At 39.2% G+C, this 22964-nt stretch carries 21 protein-coding genes; 9 read left to right on the top strand and 12 right to left on the bottom strand.

Annotation, left to right across the window (positions count from 1 at the left end):
• Nucleotides 1–21: 21 nt before the first annotated feature.
• The 5 genes from lpdA to BBI08_RS11705 form a co-directional block, all read right to left on the bottom strand.
• Entirely contained in the window at nucleotides 22–1431 is a 1410-nt protein-coding gene (gene lpdA, locus BBI08_RS11685) for a dihydrolipoyl dehydrogenase (RefSeq protein WP_008498061.1), read from the bottom strand.
• A 5-nt stretch (nucleotides 1432–1436) separates the two neighbouring features.
• Nucleotides 1437–2819, bottom strand: coding sequence for a dihydrolipoamide acetyltransferase family protein (locus tag BBI08_RS11690; protein ID WP_008498062.1), 1383 nt, complete (start codon nucleotides 2817–2819; stop codon nucleotides 1437–1439).
• 27 nt (nucleotides 2820–2846) lie between these two features.
• Nucleotides 2847–3824, bottom strand: a complete 978-nt coding sequence (locus BBI08_RS11695) for an alpha-ketoacid dehydrogenase subunit beta (protein ID WP_065528123.1) — start codon at nucleotides 3822–3824, stop codon at nucleotides 2847–2849.
• A gap of 3 nt (nucleotides 3825–3827) precedes the next feature.
• Nucleotides 3828–4940: a pyruvate dehydrogenase (acetyl-transferring) E1 component subunit alpha gene (gene pdhA / locus BBI08_RS11700; protein WP_008498064.1), complete on the bottom strand. Its 1113-nt coding sequence runs from the start codon at nucleotides 4938–4940 to the stop codon at nucleotides 3828–3830.
• Between the two features lie 259 nt (nucleotides 4941–5199).
• Nucleotides 5200–5838 (bottom strand): YkyA family protein, encoded by a 639-nt coding sequence (locus BBI08_RS11705; protein ID WP_065528124.1) that lies wholly within the window; start codon nucleotides 5836–5838, stop codon nucleotides 5200–5202.
• A 145-nt stretch (nucleotides 5839–5983) separates the two neighbouring features.
• On the opposite strand from BBI08_RS11705, the gene def reads away from it, so the two are divergent.
• Nucleotides 5984–6550, top strand: a complete 567-nt coding sequence (def, locus tag BBI08_RS11710) for a peptide deformylase (protein WP_008498067.1) — start codon at nucleotides 5984–5986, stop codon at nucleotides 6548–6550.
• A gap of 16 nt (nucleotides 6551–6566) precedes the next feature.
• On the opposite strand, the gene BBI08_RS11715 is transcribed toward def, so the two are convergent.
• On the bottom strand, nucleotides 6567–7337 hold the full coding sequence (locus tag BBI08_RS11715) for a Cof-type HAD-IIB family hydrolase (protein WP_008498068.1): 771 nt from the start codon (nucleotides 7335–7337) through the stop codon (nucleotides 6567–6569).
• A 285-nt stretch (nucleotides 7338–7622) separates the two neighbouring features.
• Between BBI08_RS11715 and BBI08_RS11720 the strand changes: the two genes are divergently transcribed.
• Entirely contained in the window at nucleotides 7623–7835 is a 213-nt protein-coding gene (locus BBI08_RS11720; RefSeq protein ID WP_008429852.1) for a DNA-dependent RNA polymerase subunit epsilon, read from the top strand.
• A gap of 2 nt (nucleotides 7836–7837) precedes the next feature.
• Nucleotides 7838–9505, top strand: coding sequence for a ribonuclease J1 (rnjA, locus tag BBI08_RS11725; protein ID WP_065528125.1), 1668 nt, complete (start codon nucleotides 7838–7840; stop codon nucleotides 9503–9505).
• Between the two features lie 94 nt (nucleotides 9506–9599).
• Here the strand turns inward: rnjA and BBI08_RS11730 are convergent, their stop codons facing one another.
• The gene (locus BBI08_RS11730) at nucleotides 9600–10259 is read right to left on the bottom strand and encodes a potassium channel family protein (RefSeq protein ID WP_008429848.1); all 660 of its coding nucleotides are present in this window, start codon (nucleotides 10257–10259) and stop codon (nucleotides 9600–9602) included.
• Between the two features lie 133 nt (nucleotides 10260–10392).
• Complete coding sequence (locus tag BBI08_RS11735; protein ID WP_008498069.1) at nucleotides 10393–10689, bottom strand: hypothetical protein; 297 nt, start codon at nucleotides 10687–10689, stop codon at nucleotides 10393–10395.
• A 400-nt stretch (nucleotides 10690–11089) separates the two neighbouring features.
• On the opposite strand from BBI08_RS11735, the gene BBI08_RS11740 reads away from it, so the two are divergent.
• The 6 genes from BBI08_RS11740 (at nucleotide 11090) to BBI08_RS11765 (ending at nucleotide 16725) form a co-directional block, all read left to right on the top strand.
• Nucleotides 11090–11629, top strand: coding sequence for a helix-turn-helix domain-containing protein (locus BBI08_RS11740; RefSeq protein WP_008498070.1), 540 nt, complete (start codon nucleotides 11090–11092; stop codon nucleotides 11627–11629).
• Nucleotides 11630–11644: 15 nt separating this feature from the next.
• A complete protein-coding gene (locus tag BBI08_RS11745; protein ID WP_065528126.1) occupies nucleotides 11645–12751 on the top strand; it encodes an ABC transporter ATP-binding protein in 1107 nt (368 codons plus the stop codon).
• Complete coding sequence (locus BBI08_RS11750; RefSeq protein ID WP_065528127.1) at nucleotides 12741–13565, top strand: ABC transporter permease; 825 nt, start codon at nucleotides 12741–12743, stop codon at nucleotides 13563–13565. The genes BBI08_RS11745 and BBI08_RS11750 overlap by 11 nt, the downstream gene beginning before the upstream one ends.
• Nucleotides 13549–14355, top strand: coding sequence for an ABC transporter permease (locus tag BBI08_RS11755; RefSeq protein WP_008498072.1), 807 nt, complete (start codon nucleotides 13549–13551; stop codon nucleotides 14353–14355). The genes BBI08_RS11750 and BBI08_RS11755 overlap by 17 nt, the downstream gene beginning before the upstream one ends.
• Complete coding sequence (locus BBI08_RS11760; RefSeq protein ID WP_008498073.1) at nucleotides 14352–15428, top strand: ABC transporter substrate-binding protein; 1077 nt, start codon at nucleotides 14352–14354, stop codon at nucleotides 15426–15428. Before BBI08_RS11755 ends, BBI08_RS11760 begins: the two co-directional genes overlap by 4 nt.
• A 106-nt stretch (nucleotides 15429–15534) precedes the next feature.
• Nucleotides 15535–16725: an MFS transporter gene (locus BBI08_RS11765; RefSeq protein ID WP_065528128.1), complete on the top strand. Its 1191-nt coding sequence runs from the start codon at nucleotides 15535–15537 to the stop codon at nucleotides 16723–16725.
• An 81-nt stretch (nucleotides 16726–16806) separates the two neighbouring features.
• On the opposite strand, the gene BBI08_RS11770 is transcribed toward BBI08_RS11765, so the two are convergent.
• Genes BBI08_RS11770 through BBI08_RS11785 form a run of 4 tightly spaced genes read right to left on the bottom strand, consistent with a single transcriptional unit; the run spans nucleotide 16807 to nucleotide 22955 of the window.
• Nucleotides 16807–19380, bottom strand: a complete 2574-nt coding sequence (locus BBI08_RS11770; RefSeq protein ID WP_008498074.1) for a VWA domain-containing protein — start codon at nucleotides 19378–19380, stop codon at nucleotides 16807–16809.
• On the bottom strand, nucleotides 19361–21094 hold the full coding sequence (locus BBI08_RS11775) for a vWA domain-containing protein (RefSeq protein WP_008498075.1): 1734 nt from the start codon (nucleotides 21092–21094) through the stop codon (nucleotides 19361–19363). Before BBI08_RS11775 ends, BBI08_RS11770 begins: the two co-directional genes overlap by 20 nt.
• An 11-nt stretch (nucleotides 21095–21105) precedes the next feature.
• Complete coding sequence (locus BBI08_RS11780) at nucleotides 21106–21966, bottom strand: DUF58 domain-containing protein (RefSeq protein WP_065528129.1); 861 nt, start codon at nucleotides 21964–21966, stop codon at nucleotides 21106–21108.
• On the bottom strand, nucleotides 21963–22955 hold the full coding sequence (locus BBI08_RS11785; protein WP_065528130.1) for an AAA family ATPase: 993 nt from the start codon (nucleotides 22953–22955) through the stop codon (nucleotides 21963–21965). Before BBI08_RS11785 ends, BBI08_RS11780 begins: the two co-directional genes overlap by 4 nt.
• Nucleotides 22956–22964 lie beyond the last annotated feature (9 nt).

Raw genomic sequence — 22964 nt, forward strand, 5'->3', positions numbered from 1 at the left:
CAAAAGCGGCTTCTCTATTGTTTATTTAATGATGTGAATTGGTGTTCCAAGAGCTACTTCTGCAGCTTCCATCGTGATTTCAGAAAGTGTTGGGTGAGCGTGGATTGTCATTGCGATATCTTCCACGGTCATACCCGCTTCGATTGCCAGTCCAATTTCAGCGATCATGTCTGATGCGCCAGCTCCAACAATTTGTCCACCTAATAGCAAGCCGTCAGATTTACGTGAAACAAGTTTCACAAATCCTTCAGAAGCGTTTAGTGCAAGTGCACGGCCGTTAGCTCCGAATGGGAACTTAGCAGCTGTTACTTCAAATCCTTCAGTTTTCGCTTGCTCTTCAGTTAAACCTACGCTTGCAAGTTCAGGATCTGTAAAGCAAACTGCAGGAATTGCTAAGTAATCAACCTCTGATTTTTCGCCAGCGATTGCTTCAGCAGCAATTTTGCCTTCATATGAAGCTTTATGAGCCAACTGCAAACCTGCCACAACATCACCGATTGCATAGATATTCGGGATATTTGTACGGCATTGCTTGTCGACTTCAATCAAGCCACGGTCAGACATTTTCAAGTTCAATTCTTCGAGACCCATTTCGTCTGTATTTGGACGACGGCCAACTGTTACAAGAACATAATCAGCTTCAAGCGTTTTTTCTTCTCCGCCTGCTTCGTATGTTACTGTAACGCCAGAATCAGTTTCTTCTACACCTTTAGCAGATGCTTTTGTGATAACTTCAACGCCTTTTTTCTTCAATCCTTTTTTAACGATTGCTGTCATTTGTTTTTCAAATCCAGCAAGGATATCAGGTGCGCCTTCAAGGATTGTTACTTCAGATCCAAGGTTAGCGTAAGCAGTTCCAAGCTCAGTCCCAATATAGCCACCGCCAATAACGATAAGCTTGCCTGGAATTTCTTTAAGAGCTAATGCTCCCGTAGAATTAATGACACGATCCGTAAATTTGAAAGTCGGGATTTCTACTGGACGAGATCCTGTAGCAATAATTGCGTTTTTAAATTTATACGTTTGTGCTGAATCTTTATCCATAATACGAACTGTGTTTTCGTCTACGAAATAAGCTTCACCACGTAAAATTTCAACTTTGTTCCCTTTAAGAAGAGATTCAACGCCGCCTGTTAATTTCTTAACTACGCCATCTTTGAAAGCTTGTGCTTTTTCAAAGTTAATTGAAACTTCTTTAGCCACAATACCCATATCATCTGAGTGTTGAGCTTCTTCAAAACGGTGTCCAACAGAAATCATTGCTTTAGAAGGGATACAGCCAACGTTTAAACAAACGCCACCAATATATTCTTTTTCAACGATTGTTACTTTTTGGCCAGTTTGTGCTGCACGAATAGCTGCAACATAACCGCCAGGGCCAGAGCCAATTACGAGTGTGTCTGTTTCGATTGGGAAATCTCCTACTACCATAAGTTTTACGCCTCCATTAATAGTAATTCAGGTTCACTTAATAAACGTTTAATATGATTTAAAGCATGCTGCGCTGTTGCGCCATCGATCATTCTATGATCAAAGCTCAATGACAATGCTAACACAGGTGCAGCTACAATTTCACCATTTTTAATTACAGGTTTCTCTGCAATACGGCCAATTCCAAGAATCGCCACTTCTGGATGGTTAATAACCGGTGTAAACCATTGTCCACCCGCTGAACCGATATTTGTGATTGAACATGATGCGCCTTTCATTTCAGCAGCTGATAATTTACCATCACGTGCTTTTGTAGCTAAACCATTAATTTCATCAGAGATTGCGAATACTGATTTACGATCTGCATTTTTAATAACAGGAACCATCAAGCCTTTTTCTGTATCTGCAGCAATACCGATATTGAAATAATGCTTTTGAATAACTTCGCTTGTTTCATCATCAAATGATGTGTTTAAAGCTGGGAATTCACGCAATGTGCTCACTAACGCTTTTACTACATATGGTAAATACGTTAACTTGATTTCTTTTTCTGCTGCAATGTCTTTGAACTTTTTGCGATGCGCTACAAGTTCTGTAACATCCACTTCGTCCATTAACGTTACATGAGGAGCGGTTTGTTTCGAATGAACCATTGCTTTCGCAATCGCTTTACGAATTCCAGACATTTTCTCACGTGTTTCAGGGAATTCACCTTCTGGAGCCACTGCTGCTTTTGGCGCTGCTTCTTTTTCAGTGTTTTCTTCTGTTGTTTCTGCCGATGCTTCAGAAGTTTCAGTTGTAGCTGCTTTTTGATCACCGTTCATAAACGCTTCAACATCTTCTTTTAAAACACGACCGTTATTGCCTGAACCTGTTACTTGTTTAATCTCTACATCATTGTCACGCGCAAATTTGCGAACAGACGGCATTGAGATTACACGAGCAGTTGAATCAGCTTCTTTTGTTTCTTTAGGCTGTTCCCCAGCACCTGTTTCTTCTTTTGGCGCGTCTTCTTTAGTAGGTGCTTTATCAACCTCTTCGCCTGATTCAGCTGTACCTGATTGTACTTGCTCTTCAGTTTCTTCTTTTACTTCAGGTTCAGCTTCTTTCTTATCATCACGACCGCCTTTAAAGCTCATTTCTTCAGCATCTGGTGCATCGATGCGAACTAATACATCGCCCACTACTGCAACTGTTCCTTCTGATACCAATACTTCTTCAACCGTTCCTGAAACAGGCGAAGGAATTTCGACTACTGCCTTGTCATTTTGTACTTCAACAAGAATATCGTCTTCTTCAATTGTATCTCCTGCTTTTACGAACCATTTTACGATTTCACCTTCATGGATACCTTCTCCGATATCCGGCAAACGAAATTCAAAAGCCATGCATATCACCCTTTCGGTTCTGTCTAATTAAAAAGTAAGTACTTTCTTCGCTGTTTCTATTATATCCTTCGAATTCGGCAACCAAACTTCTTCCGCTTGCGAGAATGGGAAGATTGAGTCTGGCGCAGTAACACGTAAAACAGGTGCTTCTAATGTAAGAATGGCACGATCTGTAATTTCTGCTACAACACTCGCTGCAATTCCAGCTTGTTTCTGTGCTTCTTGAACAACCATTGCACGTCCAGTTTTTTCAACTGAAGCAATAATTGTTTCAATATCAAGCGGTTGGATTGTACGAAGATCGACCACTTCAACCGAATAGTCTTCTTTTTCAAGCTGTTCTGCTGCTTTGATACTTTCTTGTACCATCGCACCATAAGCAATAATTGTTAAATCTTTACCTTCACGTTTCACATCCGCTTTCCCTAAAGGAATTGTATATTCTTCTTCAGGTACTTCTTGACGGAATGAACGGTATAGTTTCATGTGCTCTAAGAAAATAACTGGATCGTTATCGCGAATTGCTGAAATTAATAAGCCCTTAGCATCGTATGGTGTAGAAGGAATAACTACTTTTAAACCTGGCTGAGCTGCCATTAATCCTTCTAAAGAATCCGCGTGCATTTCAGGTGTATGAACCCCACCGCCAAATGGCGAACGGATTGTTACAGGAGAAGTTAAACTTCCACCACTGCGGAAACGCATACGCGTCATTTGTCCGCTAATAGAATCCATTACTTCAAAAACAAATCCAAAAAATTGAATTTCTGGAACTGGACGATATCCTTGCAAAGCCAAACCGATAGCCAAACCGCCAATACCTGATTCAGCTAAAGGTGTATCAAAAACACGGTCTTCCCCGAATTCTTTTTGTAGACCTTCAGTTGCGCGGAATACACCGCCGTTATTTCCTACATCTTCACCGAAAACAAGAACGTTTTCATCGTTCTTCATCTCTGTTTTCAGAGCGTCGGTAATTGCTTGGATCATTGTTAATTGTGCCATGGCTTACTTCGACTCCTTTGCTTTATAAATATCCAACTGTTCCTGAACATTAAACGGCACTTCTTCGTACATAAGCTCTAAGAGATCTGATACTTTTTGTTTCGGAGCGCCGTCAGCTTTTTTAATTGCTGCTTTGATTTCTTCTTTAGCTTTATCGATTACTTCATTTTCTTTTGCTTCATCCCAAATGCCTTTTGCTTCTAGATATTTACGGAAACGAACAAGCGGATCTTTCTTTTCCCATTCGCTGTCGATATCTGAAGTACGGTAGCGAGTTGGGTCATCACCAGCCATTGTATGTGGTCCGTAACGGTAGCAAAGTGTTTCGATTAATGTTGGACCATCGCCTTTAACTGCGCGTTCACGTGCTTCGCGCGTTACAGCGTACACTGCTAGTGGATCCATTCCATCTACAAGTACGCCTGGAATTCCAGCTGCCACTGCTTTTTGAGCAATTGTTTTCGCTGAAGTTTGAAGTTCACGAGGCGTCGAAATCGCGTACTGGTTATTTTGCACAATGAAAATAGCCGGTGCACGGAATGCGCCTGCAAAGTTAAGTCCTTCATAGAAATCGCCTTGTGATGAACCACCATCGCCTGTATAAGTAACTGCAACAGCTTCTTTTTTACGTTTTTGCATACCAAGCGCAACTCCCGCTGCTTGTACAATCTGAGCACCAATAATGATTTGCGGTGGCAAAATATTCAATCCTTCAGGCATTTGGTTCCCCATGAAATGTCCACGTGAGAATAAGAATGCTTGGTGAAGTGGCCACCCGTGCCAAATCAATTGTGGAACGTCACGGTAACCCGGCAAAATGAAATCTTCTTTTGATAACGCAAAATGAGATGCCAATTGAGAAGCTTCTTGCCCCGCTGTAGGAGCATAGAACCCAAGACGTCCTTGACGGTTTAATGAAATTGAACGTTGATCGAGAATACGTGTGTAAACCATGCGATTCATCAATTCTGTAAGTTCTTCATCTGAAAGTTTTGGATCTGCCTCTTTGTTAACGATTTCGCCTTCTTCGTTCAAAATTTGAACCATTTCAAACTTTTCTTCGATTGCATTAAGCGTTTCTACTGCATCGAACTGCTGTGATTTTTTCGCAGCCATAAAAGCAACTCTCCTTTTTTATCTGTATTAAAATAATTTCATACAATTTATGATACAATTTCGCATTCCTTCTTAGTATACGTTACGATAATAACTCGGTCAATCATAGAGGACCTGACATTTTCGTGCAATACTAACACAAAGAAAATTCTGTCTTTTGAAACTGTATCAGTCTAATTTCAACTCTGTATTATAATACAGTTGAATGCTTACACATCTTTTATAGCACAGAAAAAGCAGCCGTAAAGGCTGCTTTCCACTAGCTTTCAGTTAATTTTTTTAATGTGTTATCTTTTAATTCATTAACCTGTTGCGTTAACTCATTAAAATCTGTAACAGCTTGTTGCACCAAGTTATTTTGTTCATTCACTTCTGTAGCTTTTTCTTGGAGCATCTGCAATTTACTATCTTCATCTTTTAACATTTCATATAATTCTTTCTGAAGTCCTATTAGCTTTTCATAGGCTGTCACAAAGTTAGAATGAGCTGCAAAGCGTTCTTGCATTTTTGTTTTCAGTGCTTGTACATCTGATTTCACTGATTCCTCTTCAGCATCTTCAATCACTTGATCAATTTCAGCTAATTTTTTTTCAGCCGACTGCATTGACTCTTTTTCGGTATTTAAAAAATCTAGACGCTCATCTGCCGAATCAAGCGCTTCTTGAGCCTGTTCTGCTACTTTCTCATGTTGCTCTTGAGTTAAAGACATAATGTCTGCAAACAATTTCTGTTCTGCTTTTTCTCTTTTTTCCAAATCGTCCTGCACTTCGCGATATTCTTCTTCCGCTTCGAAGGTACCATTGAGCACTTGATCCAAATCCCCGCGAATTCCCGAATCAGTGCACGCCCCCAACAAGAGCAGTACAGAAAAGCTAAGCGCCATACGTGTTTTCCTCATCTAATTCACCCCTTATTTCCCATGAATTAACTATAGTCTGTGACCATATAAAAGACAACACTATCTATCGGCTTTTCCTTTTTCAAAACAGCTGATTTACGTTATACTAGTATATAGAGCAAGCCATTTGAAAGGATGAAACCACTTGATACGAATGAAAGACATTATACGTGAAGGTCATCCAACACTCAGAGAACGTGCAGAAGAAGTGAAATTCCCACTTTCTGAAGAAGACCGTAAGCTGGGTGAAGATCTTTTAGAATATGTAGTAAATAGTCAGGATGATGAATTGGCTGAAAAGTACGATTTACGTCCAGGTGTGGGAATTGCAGCCCCTCAAGTAAATCAGGCAAAGCGCATTTTTGCTTTGCATTTTGATGACAGCACGGGTGAAAACCTTAGCCTTGTTGTGTTCAACCCTAAGATTGTTAGCCACTCTGTTGAAAAAACTTATTTAGCAGCTGGTGAAGGTTGTTTGTCCGTGGACCGTGCAGTTTCTGGGTATGTGCCAAGATATGCCCGTATCACCATCAAAGCCCTTAATTTTGAAGGCGAAGAAATTAAAATGCGTTTAAAAGGTCTTCCTGCCATCGCATTTCAACACGAACTAGATCACTTGAACGGTGTGATGTTCTTTGATCACATTGATTCAAAAAACCCATTTGCTGAAATTGAAAACGCAATTCCAATCGAAAGAGACTCAGCTGAATAAGCTGAGTCTCTTTTTCTTATATCAACTTCAAGTGTTTGAATGCTTTCGCTAGTCCGTCATTGTCTACGTGATCTGTTACATACGATGCACGCTTTTTTGTTTCTTCGTGTCCATTCTCCATTGCGACGCTAAATCCGGCTACGTCCATCATTAAAAGATCATTCAAGCCATCACCAAATGCAATCGTGTCTTCAATTGCATGGCCAGTTACTTTGATCAAATGCTTAATCCCGCTTGCCTTTGACCCACCTTTAGGTGTGATGTCACAAGATACTCGGTGCCAACGAACAAAGTCGACTTCTTTGAACGTATCATGGTATTGCTGTTCTTCATCTTTTTCACAAAAAACGAGAGCTTGATAAATTTCATTATCAAGATGAAAATCTTTCTCCATCTCAGGATGCGGTATTTTTAACGTCTTAATGCTTTCATCAATATCAGGATGGTAATCAATAGAAGAAATCATTTTTTCTTCATTCATGAAAACAATGGGATGATTTTGTTGTTCTGCATACGCATAGATTTCTTTTAGCATTTCTGTATCGATTGCTTCTTTATGAACCGTTTTACCTTTATGCGAAATGTATTGACCATTAAAAGTAATATATGTATCAATCTCGAGTTCCTCCAAAATTTTGTTAATCATGAACGGTCCTCTACCTGTGGCTATTGCCAAATCATGCCCATTTAAACGGGCTTGTTGTAATGCTTTTTTTGCAGAATCCGGAAGTTTCTTATGTGAGTCTAATAGCGTTCCATCAATATCTAGCAATAATAATTTAGGCATTATTAAGTCTCCATTCTCAAATGTTTAGTAGTAAATTTAAAGCTCTTTATTATTTGCAATAATCAGAAAAAGAGTTATAATTGCTTTGAGGAGTGATTAGCCATGCTGAAACGTTTGAAGAGAAAACTTCTCAGACAACTCAATGGCATCATGAATAAAAAGAAAATAGCATAAACGTTTTAGCCCTTCTTTATAAATAAGGAGGGCTATTCTTTATTTTAGTCTAATGTCATGATAATATAAAGGAAGTGCATTTATTTGAGCGTGGAAAAAGGAGAGCAAACTATGATTTTTAAAGTATACTACCAAGAAAACCGATTCGAAGTACCTGTTCGAGAGAACACACAAAGCCTTTATGTGGAAGCAGCATCCGAGCGCGAAGTCCGACACCACCTAAAAGACCGCAATTATAATATTGAACTTGTTCAATTACTTGAAGGAAACCATCTAGAGTATGAACAGTCGAGCCAAAATTATGAAGTTGAGAGCATCGAATAACAATGAAATTTGTTAAAAATGATCAAACAGCTGTATTTGCACTCGGCGGACTGGGTGAAATCGGTAAAAATACGTATGGTGTCCAATTTCAGGATGAAATTATCCTTATTGATGCCGGCATTAAATTTCCGGAAGACGATTTGCTCGGAATCGATTACGTTATTCCGGATTACACATACTTAGTAAAAAACGTTGATAAGATTAAAGGCCTTTTTATTACACATGGTCATGAAGATCACATCGGCGGTATTCCCTATTTACTTAAAAAAATTAATATTCCCGTCTATGGCGGAAAATTAGCGCTAGGTTTATTGCGTAAAAAATTAGAAGAACATGGTTTATTGCGTCAAACGAAAATGACTGAAATCGGCGAAGACGATATCATCAAATTCCGTAAAACTGCCGTTAGTTTTTTCAGTACAACCCATAGTATCCCTGATGCTTTCGGTGTTGTTGTCAAAACACCCCCCGGCAACATTGTTCATACAGGCGATTTCAAATTTGATTTCACGCCAGTTGGAGAGCCTGCCAATTTATTGAAAATGGCTCAAATCGGTAGTGAAGGTGTTTTATGTCTTTTATCTGACAGCACAAATGCAGAAGTCCCTGATTTTACAATGTCCGAACGTAAAGTCGGCGAATCCATTAAAGAAATTATGAGGAAAGTCGATGGTCGCTTAATCTTTGCTACTTTCGCTTCAAATATTTACCGTCTTCAACAAGTAACTGACGAAGCAGTTGCACAAGGTCGTAAAATTGCCGTTTTCGGTCGTAGTATGGATAACGCCATGACAATTGGTCGCGAGTTAGGCTATATTAACGCTCCGGAAGATGCATTTGTGGATACGCAAACTTTGAACCGCTTACCTGCAAATGAAGTACTAATTCTTTGTACAGGTTCTCAAGGTGAGCCAATGGCAGCTCTTTCACGAATTGCTAGCGGTACACACCGTCAAATTCAAATTCAGCCAAATGATACGGTTGTCTTCTCGTCTTCTCCAATTCCAGGTAACACGAGCAGCGTTAACCGTACAATCAATTTATTATTCCGCGCTGGAGCAGATGTTATTCACGGATCGCTTAACAACATCCATACATCTGGGCACGGGTCAGAACCTGAAAATAAATTGATGTTGCGTTTGATCAAACCTAAATACTTTATGCCAATCCACGGTGAATTTCGCATGTTAAAAACGCATGCAGGATTAGCTGTAGAATGTGATGTTCCTATGGAAAACACATTTATCATGGAAAATGGTGAAGTTCTTGCTTTAGGTCAAGATGAAGCTTCTATTGCAGGTCGCATTCCTTCTGGCGATGTTTATATCGACGGTAGCGGAATCGGTGATATTGGCAATATCGTATTGCGTGATCGCCGCGTTCTTTCTGAAGAAGGCTTAGTCATCGTAGTTGTAAGTGTTGATATGGAAAAGAACAAAATGGTTTCAGGTCCTGACATCATTTCACGTGGATTTGTTTATATGCGTGAGTCAGGTACGATGATTTATGAAGCACAGCAAATGCTGAATCGCCATTTAAACAAAAAAATCCATAGCAAAAATACCGATTGGGCAGAATTGAAAAATGATATCTCAGACGTGCTTGGACCGTATTTATACGAGAAAACAAAACGTCGTCCGATGATTTTACCAGTCATCATGGAAGTTTAATTAAAGACATTTAAAAGGTGTATGGGAGCAAATCCCATACACCTTTTTCTAATACAAAAAACTGTAGCGGAAGAATATCCGCTACAGTTTTTTACTAGTTCATCATTTTCTTCTCGAAACGATTGATGTCTGCATCTGAGCCAATGATGATTAAAATGTCTTCTTGTTCAATTTCCATATCAGCTTGCGGGGAAACAATAATATCATCTCCCCTTTTGATGGCCACAATGTTAATCCCGTAACGCGCTCGAATATCGAGACCTATCAATGTATACCCAGCTAATTTCTGATTTGCTTTAATCTCCATAATCGAGTGCTCATCTGATAGCTCTAAATAATCCAGTACGTTATTCGACAGAATATTATGGGCGATTCGTATACCCATATCACGTTCAGGGTGAACAACTTTATCTGCGCCAATTTTACTCAACACTTTAGCATGGTAGTCATTTTGCGCTTTTACTGTAATTTTTTTCACACCTATTTCTTTTAACATCAAAGTTGTTAAAATACTGGCTTGAATATTTTCACCAATCGCCACAATAACATGTTCAAAGTTACGAATTCCTAACGACTTTAATACTGACTCGTCAGTCGTATCTGCCACTACAGCTTGAGTCGCAATAGAAGAAAATTCATCCACTCGTTCAGAATCTTTATCAATTGCCATAACATCAGCATCTTGTTCAATCAATTCACGTACAATACTACCGCCAAAACGGCCCAGTCCAATGACTACAAATTCCTTTTTCATATCCATCCTCCAAATGTTCTAGTAGCTTTATTTTACCATATATCATCCATACTAAATCTTCGCTAGTCATTTTTTTGAAAATCTTATGCAAAATGAGTTGTTCTAAAGTTATAAAACTAATAAAAAAACCCGCTTATCGGCGGGGATCTAATGGGCGTTTTGGACGATTTTCACAATATTCGCAGCTAATATCCGTGCAAGGTTCTTCTCGCCATTCGTTGCAACTTGCGCAATAACTTGCGTCAAACTCATCATCAAATGTTAATGCGTCTAAGCAAGTATGACAATACGTATGAACATCCATCCAGTTGATGAATCGTTTGTTAGCCACAAGGTATAACCCTTGTTGATCTTGCTTGTAGTTCATAATCGAGGGTTTTTGAATAACTCGGTTTTTAGGGTCAAGAAAGAAATTCATTTTTCCGTTCACATTTATCACTCCTAGAGTTTTGGTCAAGCTTTTTGAGTTGGTTTATATTTGTTTACTATATGAGTTGAGTTACATAAATCATTTCAAGTAATTATGCTGCTCCATCTTTTTTAACGATGCACAAGCATCCTTATAATAAGAGCTAAATTGGTTTAATAAAATAAGTTATTTGGTCTTGTTCTATCTTATCATTATTTCTTCACCACGTTGCAAAATCACACTTTCTCTATGATAGTAAAATTCTCTTGTAAATTGCAATAGATAAAACCTCATATTGAAAATAAATTTCTTCTTGAAAAATATCAATCGTCTCGTATAATGAATATATTCTATTAGTAAACTAAAAGTATATTTTAACTAAACTTTCTCTAAACTTTTTATGGGATTGAGGAGATTTCTAATGAATATCGGAACTAAAATTAAACGTCTCAGATTAAAAAACGGATTGACACAAGAAGAACTTGGAAAACGAACGGATTTAAGCAAAGGTTTTATCTCTCAATTGGAACGAGATATGAACTCCCCTTCCATTGAGACTTTTTTTACATTGCTAGAAGTGCTCGGGACTACACCGAAAGAATTTTTCGCTGACGAGCATAATGTAAAAGTGGTTTACTCTACAGCCGACCATACTGCTCATATTGATTCTATAGCAGGTTATGAAGTCGAATGGTTGATACCTACTTCTAACGAGAAAGAAATAGAACCAGTTTTTTTAACCTTGCAATCACAAGGTTCATTTAAGAAGTTCGAGCCTTCTTCTGCTGAAACATTTATATACGTTTTAGAAGGTAAAGTTCGGCTTCAAATTGGAGAACATAGTTATACGGCAACAACCGGCGACTCGATTTACTATGAAGCTTCCAATCACCATCAACTCATCAATGATCACAACGGAATAACGGAAATGATTATTGTGACAACGCAATCTTATTTATAACTCAGGAGGGATCTTATGACGGAAAAACCCATCATACGCTTTGAAAATGTTACACAAACATACGAAGGAGCCGGCAATGTTTTAAACAATGTCAGCTTTGAACTTGAAAAAGGTAAATTTTATACACTTTTAGGTCCATCAGGTTGTGGTAAAACGACAATTCTTCGCTTAATAGCTGGGTTTGCTATCCCCACTAAAGGTGATATTTACATTGAAGGAAAAAAAGTGAACAGCATTCCTGCCAACCAGCGCCAAGTAAACACAGTATTTCAAGATTATGCGCTTTTTCCTCATTTAAATGTCTTTGAAAATATTGCATTCGGCTTACGCATTAAAAAAGTAAAAAGTGCTGAAATTGAGCGACGTGTAAAAGAAGCACTTGCATTTGTTAATTTGCAAGGATATGAAAAACGTGAAATTCCGGAGATGTCCGGCGGGCAGCGACAACGTGTCGCAATCGCACGAGCAATTATCAATGACCCTGAAGTTATTTTGCTCGATGAACCATTATCCGCTCTTGATTTAAAACTTAGAACAGAAATGCAATATGAATTACGCGAGCTTCAGCAACGTCTCGGTAAAACCTTTGTTTTTGTGACCCACGATCAGGAAGAGGCACTCGCCATGTCTGATGAGATTTTTGTTATGAATGCGGGACAAATTCAACAAAGTGGTACACCCATGGATATTTATGATGAACCGATTAACCGCTTTGTAGCTGATTTTATTGGAGAATCGAATATTGTTAGTGGAGAAATGATTGCGGATTACCAAGTACATTTTGCGAATAAAAACTTTGTTTGTGTCGATGCTGGTCTAAACCCAAACGAGCAAGTAGAAATTGTAATCCGTCCAGAAGACTTAGAAATCACTTCACAAGGCGCTGGTCAAATGACCGTAACCGTTAATACGCAATTGTTTAGAGGCGTACATTTTGAAATCTCAACAATTGACGAAGTCGGCAATGAATGGCTCGTTCACTCTACGAAAAAAGTTGAAGTAGGTTCTCAAATCGGACTAGACTTTTCACCTGAAGCAATTCACGTTATGCGTTTGAATGAATCAGAAGAAGCTTTTGACGCACGTTTGGAGTCCTACGGAGCGACAATTCATGAAAGATAACCCATCGCGCCCATTATATCTCGTTCCTTATTATTTATGGATTGCTTTATTTGTAATCACACCAATTGCGTTGATTTTTTATTTTTCTTTTTTAGATTTGACAGGAACTTTTACATTAGAAAATTATAAAAACTTCTTTTCCTCTGTTTATTTGCGTATGACTTTAAGTTCTTTCTGGTACGCATTTTTGATTACATTAATTACCATCATCATTGCTTATCCGACAGCTTATTGGTTAACAAAGACCAAACATAAACAGCTATGGCTATTGTTAATCATTATTCCTTCGTGGATTAATCTATTATTGAAGGCTTATGCATTTATCGGGATATTCGGCTTATACGGCCCTGCTAATAAACTATTGCATGCGATAGGAGCAGGTCCTTGGCAAATTTTGTTTACTGACTTTAGTTTTATCTTTGTTGCTGTTTATATTTTCATTCCATTTATGGTATTGCCGATTTTCAATTCACTAGACAAAATCAATCCAGCATTAGTCGATGCATCCCGTGATTTAGGCGCTTCTTCTTTCACTACATTTAGACGTGTGATTTTCCCGTTAGCGATCAACGGCGTTAAATCAGGCGTACAAGCTGTATTCATCCCGGCCCTTTCGCTATTTGTTATCACGCGTTTAATTGCGGGAAATAAGGTTATTACGCTTGGCACAGCGATTGAGCAGCAATTTCTCGTAACGCAAAATTGGGGCATGGGGTCCACCATTGCTGTATTTTTGATTTTGTTTATGGTTATTATCATGATGCTAACCGGTCAGAAAGAAAAAGGAGGCTCTCTTAATGGCAAAACTAAGTAAACTAGCAAAAATCTACTTGGCACTTGTCTTTGCTATTTTGTATGCGCCGATTTTCTATCTGATTTTTTATTCGTTTAATAGCGGCGGAACTATGTCTAGCTTTGAGGGTTTTACGTTAGAACATTACGGAGCGGTCTTTAATGACACACGTTTATTAATTATTTTAATGAACACTGTGATTATTGCGTTATTGTCGTCTCTCTTTTCAACGGCTATCGGGGTGTTAGGTGCTATTGGAATCGTATTTTTGAGAAATCGTCAAACACGCAATGCAGTTTTGTCACTGAATACGATTTTGATAGTGAGTCCCGATGTTATCATTGGTGCATCGTTCCTTATTTTGTTCACAATGATTGGCATTAAACTTGGCTTTGCATCTGTCTTAATCTCCCACATCGCTTTTAGTATTCCGATTGTGGTTATTATGGTATTGCCAAAGTTGCAAGAAATGAGTACGTCATTGATTGATGCGGCAACTGACTTAGGCGCATCAAAACGAGATATTTTAACACGCGTCATTATTCCGTATATTAAGCCTGGGATTTTCGCTGGATTTTTCCTTGCATTAACTTACTCATTAGATGATTTTGCGGTGACGTTCTTTGTTACAGGTAACGGGTTCTCGACGTTGTCGATTGAAATTTACTCAATGGCAAGAGCCGGTATTACACTAACGATTAATGCACTTTCCGCTTTAATATTCGTTGTTACTCTTGGACTGGTTCTTGGCTATTACTTCTTTACTCAACGTACAGGTCAATCCCCTGGAACTAGAGGTGCAAAGCTATGAAAGAAATTACTAGAGCAGCAATAGCCATACTCTTGATATCAGGCATATTACTGTATGTCGTCAACGTCTTGGAAAAAAGCTCAACAACTTCTGGTGGCGGCACTATTTCCGTTTACAACTGGGGTGAATATATTGATCCTGAACTAATTGACCAATTTGAAAAAGAAACCAATATTTCGGTCGTTTATGAAACCTTCGATTCAAATGAATCGATGATGACTAAAATTGAGCAAGGTGGCACGACTTACGATGTGGCCATGCCTTCTGAATACGCCATCGAAAAAATGAAAAATAATGACTTATTGCATCCAATTGACCATTCACTCGTTCCAAATTTAACAAATATCGATCCTTATTTTCTTGATCTGCCATTTGATCCAGGCAATGAATACTCGATTCCTTATTTCTGGGGAACGGTTGGAATTGCGTTCAATCCAACTTTACTTGAAGGTCAAACTTTTGAGAGCTGGGACGATTTATGGAACCCTTCACTGGAACAAGAAGTTATTCTCGTCGATAGTGCGCGTGAAATTATTGGTCTTGGCTTAAATAGTCTTGGTTATTCATTAAACTCGACTAATGTGGATGAGTTGCGAGAAGCAACAGATAAGTTAAAAACTATGGGTCCTAATGTTAAGGCCATTATCGGCGATGAAATTGTTGAACTGATGCGTCGTGAGGAAGCTGCCGTTGCGGTTACTTGGTCTGGGCAAGCAGCCGATATGATGTGGATCAATGAAGACATCGATTACTCTGTACCTAAAGAAGGATCAAATTTATGGTTTGATAATATGATTATTCCGAAGACAGCAGGAAATATTGAAGGTGCTCATGCTTTCATTAATTTCATGTTAGACCCAGAAGTTGCAGCTCAAAATGCAGATTATGTAGGTTACTCTACACCTAATGAAAAAGCCGTCACCTTAATGGATCCTGAAGTAACTGAAGATGAGCGTTTTTATCCGCCAGTAGAACTCCGAGAGCGTTTAGAAGTATATGAGAATTTAGGTCTTGAGATGCTGGGGACTTATAACGAATTATTTTTAGAATTTAAAATGGACATGGACAACTGACAGGCAGAACGTTTGCCTGTTTTTTTTATTTGTTTTAAGGTATAGTATGTAGATTCTATACGCTAAAATTTAGTGAAGCGAAATAATTACGAAAGAAGGTCTCTTAATGGCCATAAAATCAAATAAATATGCTCTTTATGTGTTGATGTTCAATATGTTCATCGCCATGAGTGGGATTGGATTAATCATTCCAATTATGCCTGCCTACTTAGATACATTTGGAGTTGCTGGTCAAGCTCTTGGTACCTTAATTGCCACATTTGCCTTAGCTCAATTCTTATTCTCTCCTCTTTCCGGTAAACTTTCGGATAAACATGGACGAAAAAAATTAATCATTTTCGGGTTAATTGTTTTTGGTTTATCACAGCTAGCATTCGGATTAGCTTCTCATTTATGGATACTCTACGTTGCTCGCTTTTTTAGTGGCATAGGTGCCGCTTTCTTAATCCCTCCTATGATGGCATTTGTTGCAGATATCACGACTTATGAAGAACGAGGCAAAGGCATGGGCCTTCTCGGTGCTTCAATGTCTTTAGGTTTTATGATTGGACCTGGTATCGGTGGATTTTTAGCCGAAGTTAGTATTCAGTTTCCATTTTATATCGCGACTTCTGTGGCATTAATCGCAGCTTTTATCTCTTTTGCAGTGTTGCCAAATGTCGTACCTACTATACAAGCAGCCGATGCAAAGTCTGAAAACCTGCTTCAACAGATGAAAAGATCGACTTATACCCCATACTTTGTCATGTTATTGGTGATGTTCATTTTCGCATTTGGATTATCCAACTTCCAATCGACAATCGCTTTGTATGCCGATAAGAAATTCGGTTTTACACCAAAAGAAATTGCGGTATTAATCACAGTCGGCGGGTTTGTAGGAGTTGTTGTTCAAACCTTTGTCATCGACAAGCTCTTCAAGCGTTTTGGCGAGATGAAAGTGATTCTTGTTAATCTCTTAATCTCAGCTGCTGGGATGATTGGTATCTTATTTGTTAGTTCGTTTTGGGCAATTCTTTTAGTATCTGCGGTATTTTTCACAGCAGCTTCGTTGTTACGTCCAGCCATTAATACCTTGATTTCGAAATTAGCAGGAGACGAACAAGGTTTTGCAGCTGGTATGAACAATGCCTATATGAGTCTTGGGAATATGTTTGGACCTGCACTCGCAGGGATTCTTTTCGATATCGACATGAGTTATCCTTATATTTTAGGAACAGCTATTTTAATCACATGTTTCTTTATCGCCAACACATGGTCCATGAGAAAACAACAACTTTTGGCTACAAGCCGGAGTTAAGAACTAGACAAAAAAGTAGCTCAGACCAAAAGGTCTGAGCTACTTTTTTAGTTAAAATAAGATAATAGCTACTTAAGAACGTTATTTCTTCTTTTTCGCTTTTATTAATTGATCAATCGCTCCGTGTGAATCGGACTCTTCTTTTATGGCATTTTGTTTCAACCTAGGAACTGTCAAACCAAATCGTCTGAGTGTGATGTCGGTAAAGAATAGTAGCATTGCAATAAATAACAACAGCAGCTGAATCGAACGAATAGAACCACTAGTATAAGACATATCGCGGAATGACTCATCAAGTGTCTCTAATAGCTGTCCACCTGTACGCTCAGTTAGCGTTGTCATTAAAGATATGTTTGCATCTGCGACTTTAAATTCATCGCCATAAGGGATGGTCAGGCCTATTTTGTAAGCTGCTCCAGTTTCATTACTAATGCTAAAAAAGATCAATCCTGGTGGAGTATCTATTTTCACATCTACTTGTCCTGGAGCTACAGGTTCCGTTTGTAGCGGGATCTCGTTACCTTGTTCATCAACTGCAGTAACCGTCAAAATTGCTGAGCTATTTGTAGGATCTTCAATCGAATAAACGCCTTGTTCTTTGCGAACTACTGAAAAAGGAATTTCTTCAAATGATGGCAATAATTCAGCAGCGCTTTGGTTCCAAAAATCGGACCAGTTCGACCAGCTTTGAAAATCTCCGCTCCATGCTCCGCTTCCAGATGTATAGGCAATTGTTTTGCCGAGTCCGTAGTTCCAGCTCGCAAGTATTGGATCTTCTTCCTCACTTTCAAGAGCAACGGATGCTGTGCTTTTTGCAGTTGTTGCAATATACGTATTTAATTGGGGGACACCATTTGCAAATAAATTATTCCATTGACTATCATAAACAATAGGGTAAAACGGTTCGTCGACGATATAAGTTCGTGACATCATAATGGTCTCTCTTGATAAAATTGCCGGAATTGTCGTGGCATCTGTTACATCGTAAAATCGACCGTTACCAGTAGCTGCTAATTGTTCGAGTAAGTTTCGATCTGCATCTTGACCAATAGAAACGGTCGACAATGTAATGTTATGGTCTTTTCCATTTTCGATTAATGCATCATAATCATTAGACGTTGAAGATTGACCATCTGTTAACAGGATAATATGTTTTCGTTGCAATTCCAAATCCTCAAGTTCACTATAGGCTTGTTCTAACGACCGGTAAATTTCAGTACCCCCACCTGGTGTAATACTTAAAATTTTATCTGCAGCTTTTTTCGGGTCGTCCACTTTTCCAGTCGGTAAAATTTCCCACGGTTGGTCGTCAAAAGCGATGACTCCTAACGTATCATCGGGACGCAAAAGCTCAACAGACCTAGCAGCTGCTTCTTTAGCTAGCTCCATCTTCAACCCCATCATGCTTCCTGACCGATCCATGACAATCATTAAACCAAGCGAAGGCAATTCGTGCTTGCCTTTCACTTCCATTTCTACTGGCAATAAACGTTCGATTGGTGTTTTAAAATAACCACCAAGACCAAAACTTTGATCCCCACCGACCATCATAAAACCAACACCAAATTGCCTTACTGCTTGTTCAATAATCGCCATTTGCTGCTCCCCAATAGCTGTTCCTGATACATTATCAAAAATAATTGAGTCATAGCGGAGCATAGCAGAAAGACTACTCGGCAATTGCGTTGAAGTGAGTTCTGTTACACGTAAATTTTCTGTATCTAATAACGTCGGAATTGGACTCGGTTCGCCACCATTCACTACTAAAACTTCTGGATTCCCAGCAACTTCTGTAATACTAAACAATGTATTGTTTTCAAGATACGAGTCTTTTTCCGTCTCTAAACGCACTTCGTATTTTTGAAGGCCTTCAACGTTCGCAGGATACGAATAACTATAAACATTCTGACCTTCGAGCACGTCGATTTCTTGAACATCTAAATCTACATCATTAGCGGAGAAAATTAATTTTGCCTTGGCTTCTTTATCTGAATCCACAGCAATTGTAAAAGATTGAGCTTCTCCTAAAAATGCACGAGACGGTGTTTCAAAACGACTGATCGCCATATCATTTTTGGTAATTTGTTCAATTGGCCATATATCTACTTGAAGTCGATCAGACTGCAAGCGATTTAAACTTTCAATTGCAGATGATTGTGTTTCATTGCCATCCGTTAAAATGACTAATCGTGTCGCCAAGTCGGTATCTCCACTATTTGAAGCGAGCTCTAACGCACGTGCAATATTGGTGTTGCTATTTTGACTAACACTTACTTCTGCAGGCAAAGTTTGAGGATTTTTTGTCATTGGTAAAAGACTTTGAAAATCTTCTGCAAACGTATAAACCGCAACTGATTGATGCTCTTTTTTTGCGCTTAATGCGTCTTCTACTGCTGCTGCCATCTCAGTTTCAAGTCCTTCAAGAGAAGCCGATCGATCCAATAAGAAAATAACTTGCTCTTCTTTTACCGGACTAAATAGCGATGGTGTAGCTAAAGCAAAGATCAGTAAAACGACTGCCGCAGTTCTAAGGAAAAAAATAATTTTCACTAGTTTAGAGCTAGCAGAAAAATTTCTGAGGGCAAACCAGCCAAAATAGATGATGGCCGGGATGAGTAATAATAGCCAAATTGGATTACCGAGTTGTAATTCCACGGCGGTACACCTCCCATTCCACAACAACTAACAGCAAAATCAGTCCGATTAGAAACGGCACAAAAGAAAAGCGAACCATATCTTGCACAGCTTCTACTTGTCCCATTTTATAAGTCGAACCAGCAGAAAGCGTCTTTTCTTGAGAATTTAGCTGTACAATCATCGTCATCTCTTTTTCATCACCCACTACTTTATAAATGCCAGGCTCAGCTGGTGCGATAAATGGGCCACTTCCTTCTATGTAAGAATGACTGTACATGCCCTCCCGAAAGATTTCCCATTCTCCTGTTTTTGAAGCTAACGAGACAGACCGGTGTTCATTAGGTTGGAAATATCCGAGAAATTCCGCATCTCCGGATAAACTTTCCATCGCACTCCATAAAAACAAAGGAAATGATGGAGATAGTGGCCAGTCTGTCAACTGGACATCTGTCAGCACGACAATATCACCTTTGGGAGAAACTTGAATAAACGGGTGGTCGTCAATCGTCGCGATCGTTTCATAGCTTTCAAAAGGAGGATATAGTTGTGATACATAAATCTCATCTAAAGAAGCATAAGTAAAAAGCGGATGTCCCTTTGTTTCGATTTGTCCTGCTACTTTAAATGGATTTTCATCATTACGACCAAACAATAAAATCGGTGTTGGCCCCTCGAGTAAATCACGTTGATTTGTCACGAGTGGCACTCCTGAATCGGGCTTTAATTGGCTCGACTCTAACAACGTAACATCTAGAGATAATGAACGAAAACCACTTGCGATTAACTCATGTAACGCCGACTCAATCGCGACTTCTCGTACAGGTGGGGCTAAATAAGTCGCCATCGTGTTGTCAGTGGAATAGTCATCTGCCACTTCTACTGTCGCTTGCCATAGCATATCATCTGGTAAATCTTCAAATGGCACAAGCCGTTCTTCAGAAGCTGCCAGCTCTACATCGACCTCTTTTTCCACACTACCACTTGATAGACGTACAGTTGCAGGTAAAGCTTCTTCACTATTATTTACTAACTGAACAATTCCGCGTGTTCCATTATCCATTTTTGAAAGACCAAATTGACGGATTGACACATTTCGCAAAGTTTCCGTAAAACCATGTATGTGATAGCTTTGACCGGTTTTATTGGCGAACACAGAGCGGTCTAAGCTATCTGTAAATATATGAATAATCGTGGAATCATTAACCGCCAATGTATCCGCAAATAAAATCGTCTGCTCGATTTCAGCTTTTTCAAAGCTTACCGCTAATTGATCGATGGCTTTATCGACTTGCTCAAGATCTTGCTCATTACGAATGACCACTTTCGGACTGATACCAGTTGTAACAATTGTCACTGGTTTTCCACCAGCTTGTGCAGCTAAGTTTTTCATGTTTTGTTGCTGTTGTTCAAAATGAGTAGGTGCACCCGCAAGCATCGTCGCTGACGTATCTACCACAAAAATGAAATCATTGCCCGCTAAAGTTTCTGATTCACTAAAAGGTTCGATTAACGCTAACACACAAAAGAGCAGCGCCGCCAATTGTAAATAAAACAATAGATGATGCTGCAGTTTTTTTAAATACGGAGAAGCTTGCAGTTCTCTCATACGTTCTTGCCAGAATAACGTTGAAGACACCTGCTGGTCTTTGTATTTTTTTCTAAAAAAATAATAGAGAATAACGGCTAGCGGCATAACTGCTGTCCAGATCATTCCCCAATTTGATGCTCTCATGCCGCTTCACCTCATCCGATCCAATTTTTCCGTATCATTTGATGGAATAATACTTGCTCGATTCCATCTTCTACACGTAAAGCCATATATGCGATTCCGTACGTTCGACAAAGTGATTCTAAGCCTTTGCTATGAAGCTCGCTTTGTTTTTTATAGGCACGAAGCGCTTCTTCTGTAACCGTCACACTCGTCACTTGTTGCGTCTCTTCATCGATAAACCGAAGATCTCCTTTATAAGAAGGCAACCGTTCTTCTTCAGTATTCATATGGATAAACCGAATATCGTGCGCATAGGCAGGAGCTTGTCTGAAAAACAAGTTCCATTCTTCTAGCGGTTCCAAACCATCTGAGACAATAAATAAAACTGTAGAATCTTTTGCTGCATGAAAGCTTGCTTGCTTTGCAAACGACAAACTTTGAGGTTCTGGCATTGTTGAGATAAAATGCTCTAACAACTTTTTAGCTGACTTTCCTTTTTTCCGAAAAGGGACGACTTCTTTTAGCCCAGCAGAAACCGTTAATCGGTCATCACTTCCTAATACCATTAATCCAAGTGAGAAAACCAATTGCTTAGCAAACAGCCATTTATTATTCATCGATTTTGAGCTATCGAGCAAAATGTGAATGCGCATTTCTTGTTCGTCCAAAAAGCGTTTAATGTATACTCTTTCGGTCCTTGCGTAAACGTTCCAATCAATGTGGCGGACATCATCTCCGGGATGGTATTCACGAAAGTCAGAGAAATCTAGCGAACTACCAAAGCGCATGGAGCGATGAGACCCTTTATGATGGCCCCTAATTTTCGCTTTTGTTCCTATAGAGTAGCGGCTGAGACGTGAACCCCAATCAGCTGGGAGGTTTAATAAAGTCATTTCAAAACGCCTTTACCTGCTGTGCTCAGCACTTTGTCGATTAATTCGTCCGCTTGTTTGCCAATGGCTTCTGCTTCATAATTTAATAACAAACGATGGCGCAATACCGGTTTTGCCACATGCTTTAAATCACCAATAGATACATGATAACGTCCTTCCATTAAAGCACGTGCTTTAGCTAAACGGATTAAGCTTTGCAACCCACGAGGACCGCTACCATATTGAACAAATTGTTGAATTTCTTGATGTTCTGAATGCTCCGGGTGCGTATTTTGAATGATGTCGACAGCGACCATTAAAATATCTTCTGCCATCAACACTTCTTTCACCATCTGCTGCGCCTCGATCAAACTAAAGGTATTCATTTTTTTACTGAGGTTAATGGATTGTGCTCCTGTTGTTCGTCGACTAATTTCAGCAAGTTCATTGCGACTTGGATAAGAAACAAGAATTTTACATAAAAAACGGTCCATTTGGGCTTCAGGCAATGGATAAGTTCCTTCCATCTCAATGGGGTTTTGAGTAGCCAAAACAAAAAATGGTCGTGCCATTTCTTTCGTGTCTCCTAGAATCGTCACCGTCTTTTCTCCCATTGCTTCAAGCAACGCACTTTGAGTTTTAGGAGTTGCACGGTTAATTTCATCCGCTAATACCATTTGATGAAAAATCGGTCCTTCTCTAAACGTAAATTGCTGGCGTCCTTGCGCGTCTCGTTCGATCAGGCTGGTTCCGGTAATATCCGAAGGCATTAAATCGGGTGTAAACTGAATTCTTGAAAACGACAAATCAAGCACATCCGAAATAGTTCGTATTAACATTGTTTTACCAAGACCCGGAAGCCCTTCTAGTAAGGCGTGACCATCTGCTAAAATGGCGTATAAAGAAAACTCAACTGCGCTTTCTTGTCCGACGATAAAACGCCCGATTTCCGTTTTTACTTCTTGAAGCAACTGACTCATCTCTGTAAATTGATCCGTTGTGTATGTCATGAAAACCCT

Origin of the sequence: Planococcus halocryophilus (assembly GCF_001687585.2) — a bacterium.
In the GTDB taxonomy this organism is placed as follows: Bacteria; Bacillota; Bacilli; order Bacillales_A; family Planococcaceae; genus Planococcus; species Planococcus halocryophilus.

Bases quoted from the DNA above. Each gene is read 5' to 3' on its own strand.
- lpdA (WP_008498061.1), bottom strand. From the start codon at position 1,431: ATGGTAGTAGGAGATTTCCCAATCGAAACAGACACACTCGTAATTGGC.
- BBI08_RS11690 (WP_008498062.1), bottom strand. From the start codon at position 2,819: ATGGCTTTTGAATTTCGTTTGCCGGATATCGGAGAAGGTATCCATGAA.
- BBI08_RS11695 (WP_065528123.1), bottom strand. From the start codon at position 3,824: ATGGCACAATTAACAATGATCCAAGCAATTACCGACGCTCTGAAAACA.
- pdhA (WP_008498064.1), bottom strand. From the start codon at position 4,940: ATGGCTGCGAAAAAATCACAGCAGTTCGATGCAGTAGAAACGCTTAAT.
- BBI08_RS11705 (WP_065528124.1), bottom strand. From the start codon at position 5,838: ATGAGGAAAACACGTATGGCGCTTAGCTTTTCTGTACTGCTCTTGTTG.
- BBI08_RS11715 (WP_008498068.1), bottom strand. From the start codon at position 7,337: ATGCCTAAATTATTATTGCTAGATATTGATGGAACGCTATTAGACTCA.
- BBI08_RS11720 (WP_008429852.1), top strand. From the start codon at position 7,623: ATGATTTTTAAAGTATACTACCAAGAAAACCGATTCGAAGTACCTGTT.
- rnjA (WP_065528125.1), top strand. From the start codon at position 7,838: ATGAAATTTGTTAAAAATGATCAAACAGCTGTATTTGCACTCGGCGGA.
- BBI08_RS11730 (WP_008429848.1), bottom strand. From the start codon at position 10,259: ATGAAAAAGGAATTTGTAGTCATTGGACTGGGCCGTTTTGGCGGTAGT.
- BBI08_RS11740 (WP_008498070.1), top strand. From the start codon at position 11,090: ATGAATATCGGAACTAAAATTAAACGTCTCAGATTAAAAAACGGATTG.
- BBI08_RS11745 (WP_065528126.1), top strand. From the start codon at position 11,645: ATGACGGAAAAACCCATCATACGCTTTGAAAATGTTACACAAACATAC.
- BBI08_RS11750 (WP_065528127.1), top strand. From the start codon at position 12,741: ATGAAAGATAACCCATCGCGCCCATTATATCTCGTTCCTTATTATTTA.
- BBI08_RS11755 (WP_008498072.1), top strand. From the start codon at position 13,549: ATGGCAAAACTAAGTAAACTAGCAAAAATCTACTTGGCACTTGTCTTT.
- BBI08_RS11760 (WP_008498073.1), top strand. From the start codon at position 14,352: ATGAAAGAAATTACTAGAGCAGCAATAGCCATACTCTTGATATCAGGC.
- BBI08_RS11765 (WP_065528128.1), top strand. From the start codon at position 15,535: ATGGCCATAAAATCAAATAAATATGCTCTTTATGTGTTGATGTTCAAT.
- BBI08_RS11775 (WP_008498075.1), bottom strand. From the start codon at position 21,094: ATGAGAGCATCAAATTGGGGAATGATCTGGACAGCAGTTATGCCGCTA.
- BBI08_RS11780 (WP_065528129.1), bottom strand. From the start codon at position 21,966: ATGACTTTATTAAACCTCCCAGCTGATTGGGGTTCACGTCTCAGCCGC.
- BBI08_RS11785 (WP_065528130.1), bottom strand. From the start codon at position 22,955: ATGACATACACAACGGATCAATTTACAGAGATGAGTCAGTTGCTTCAA.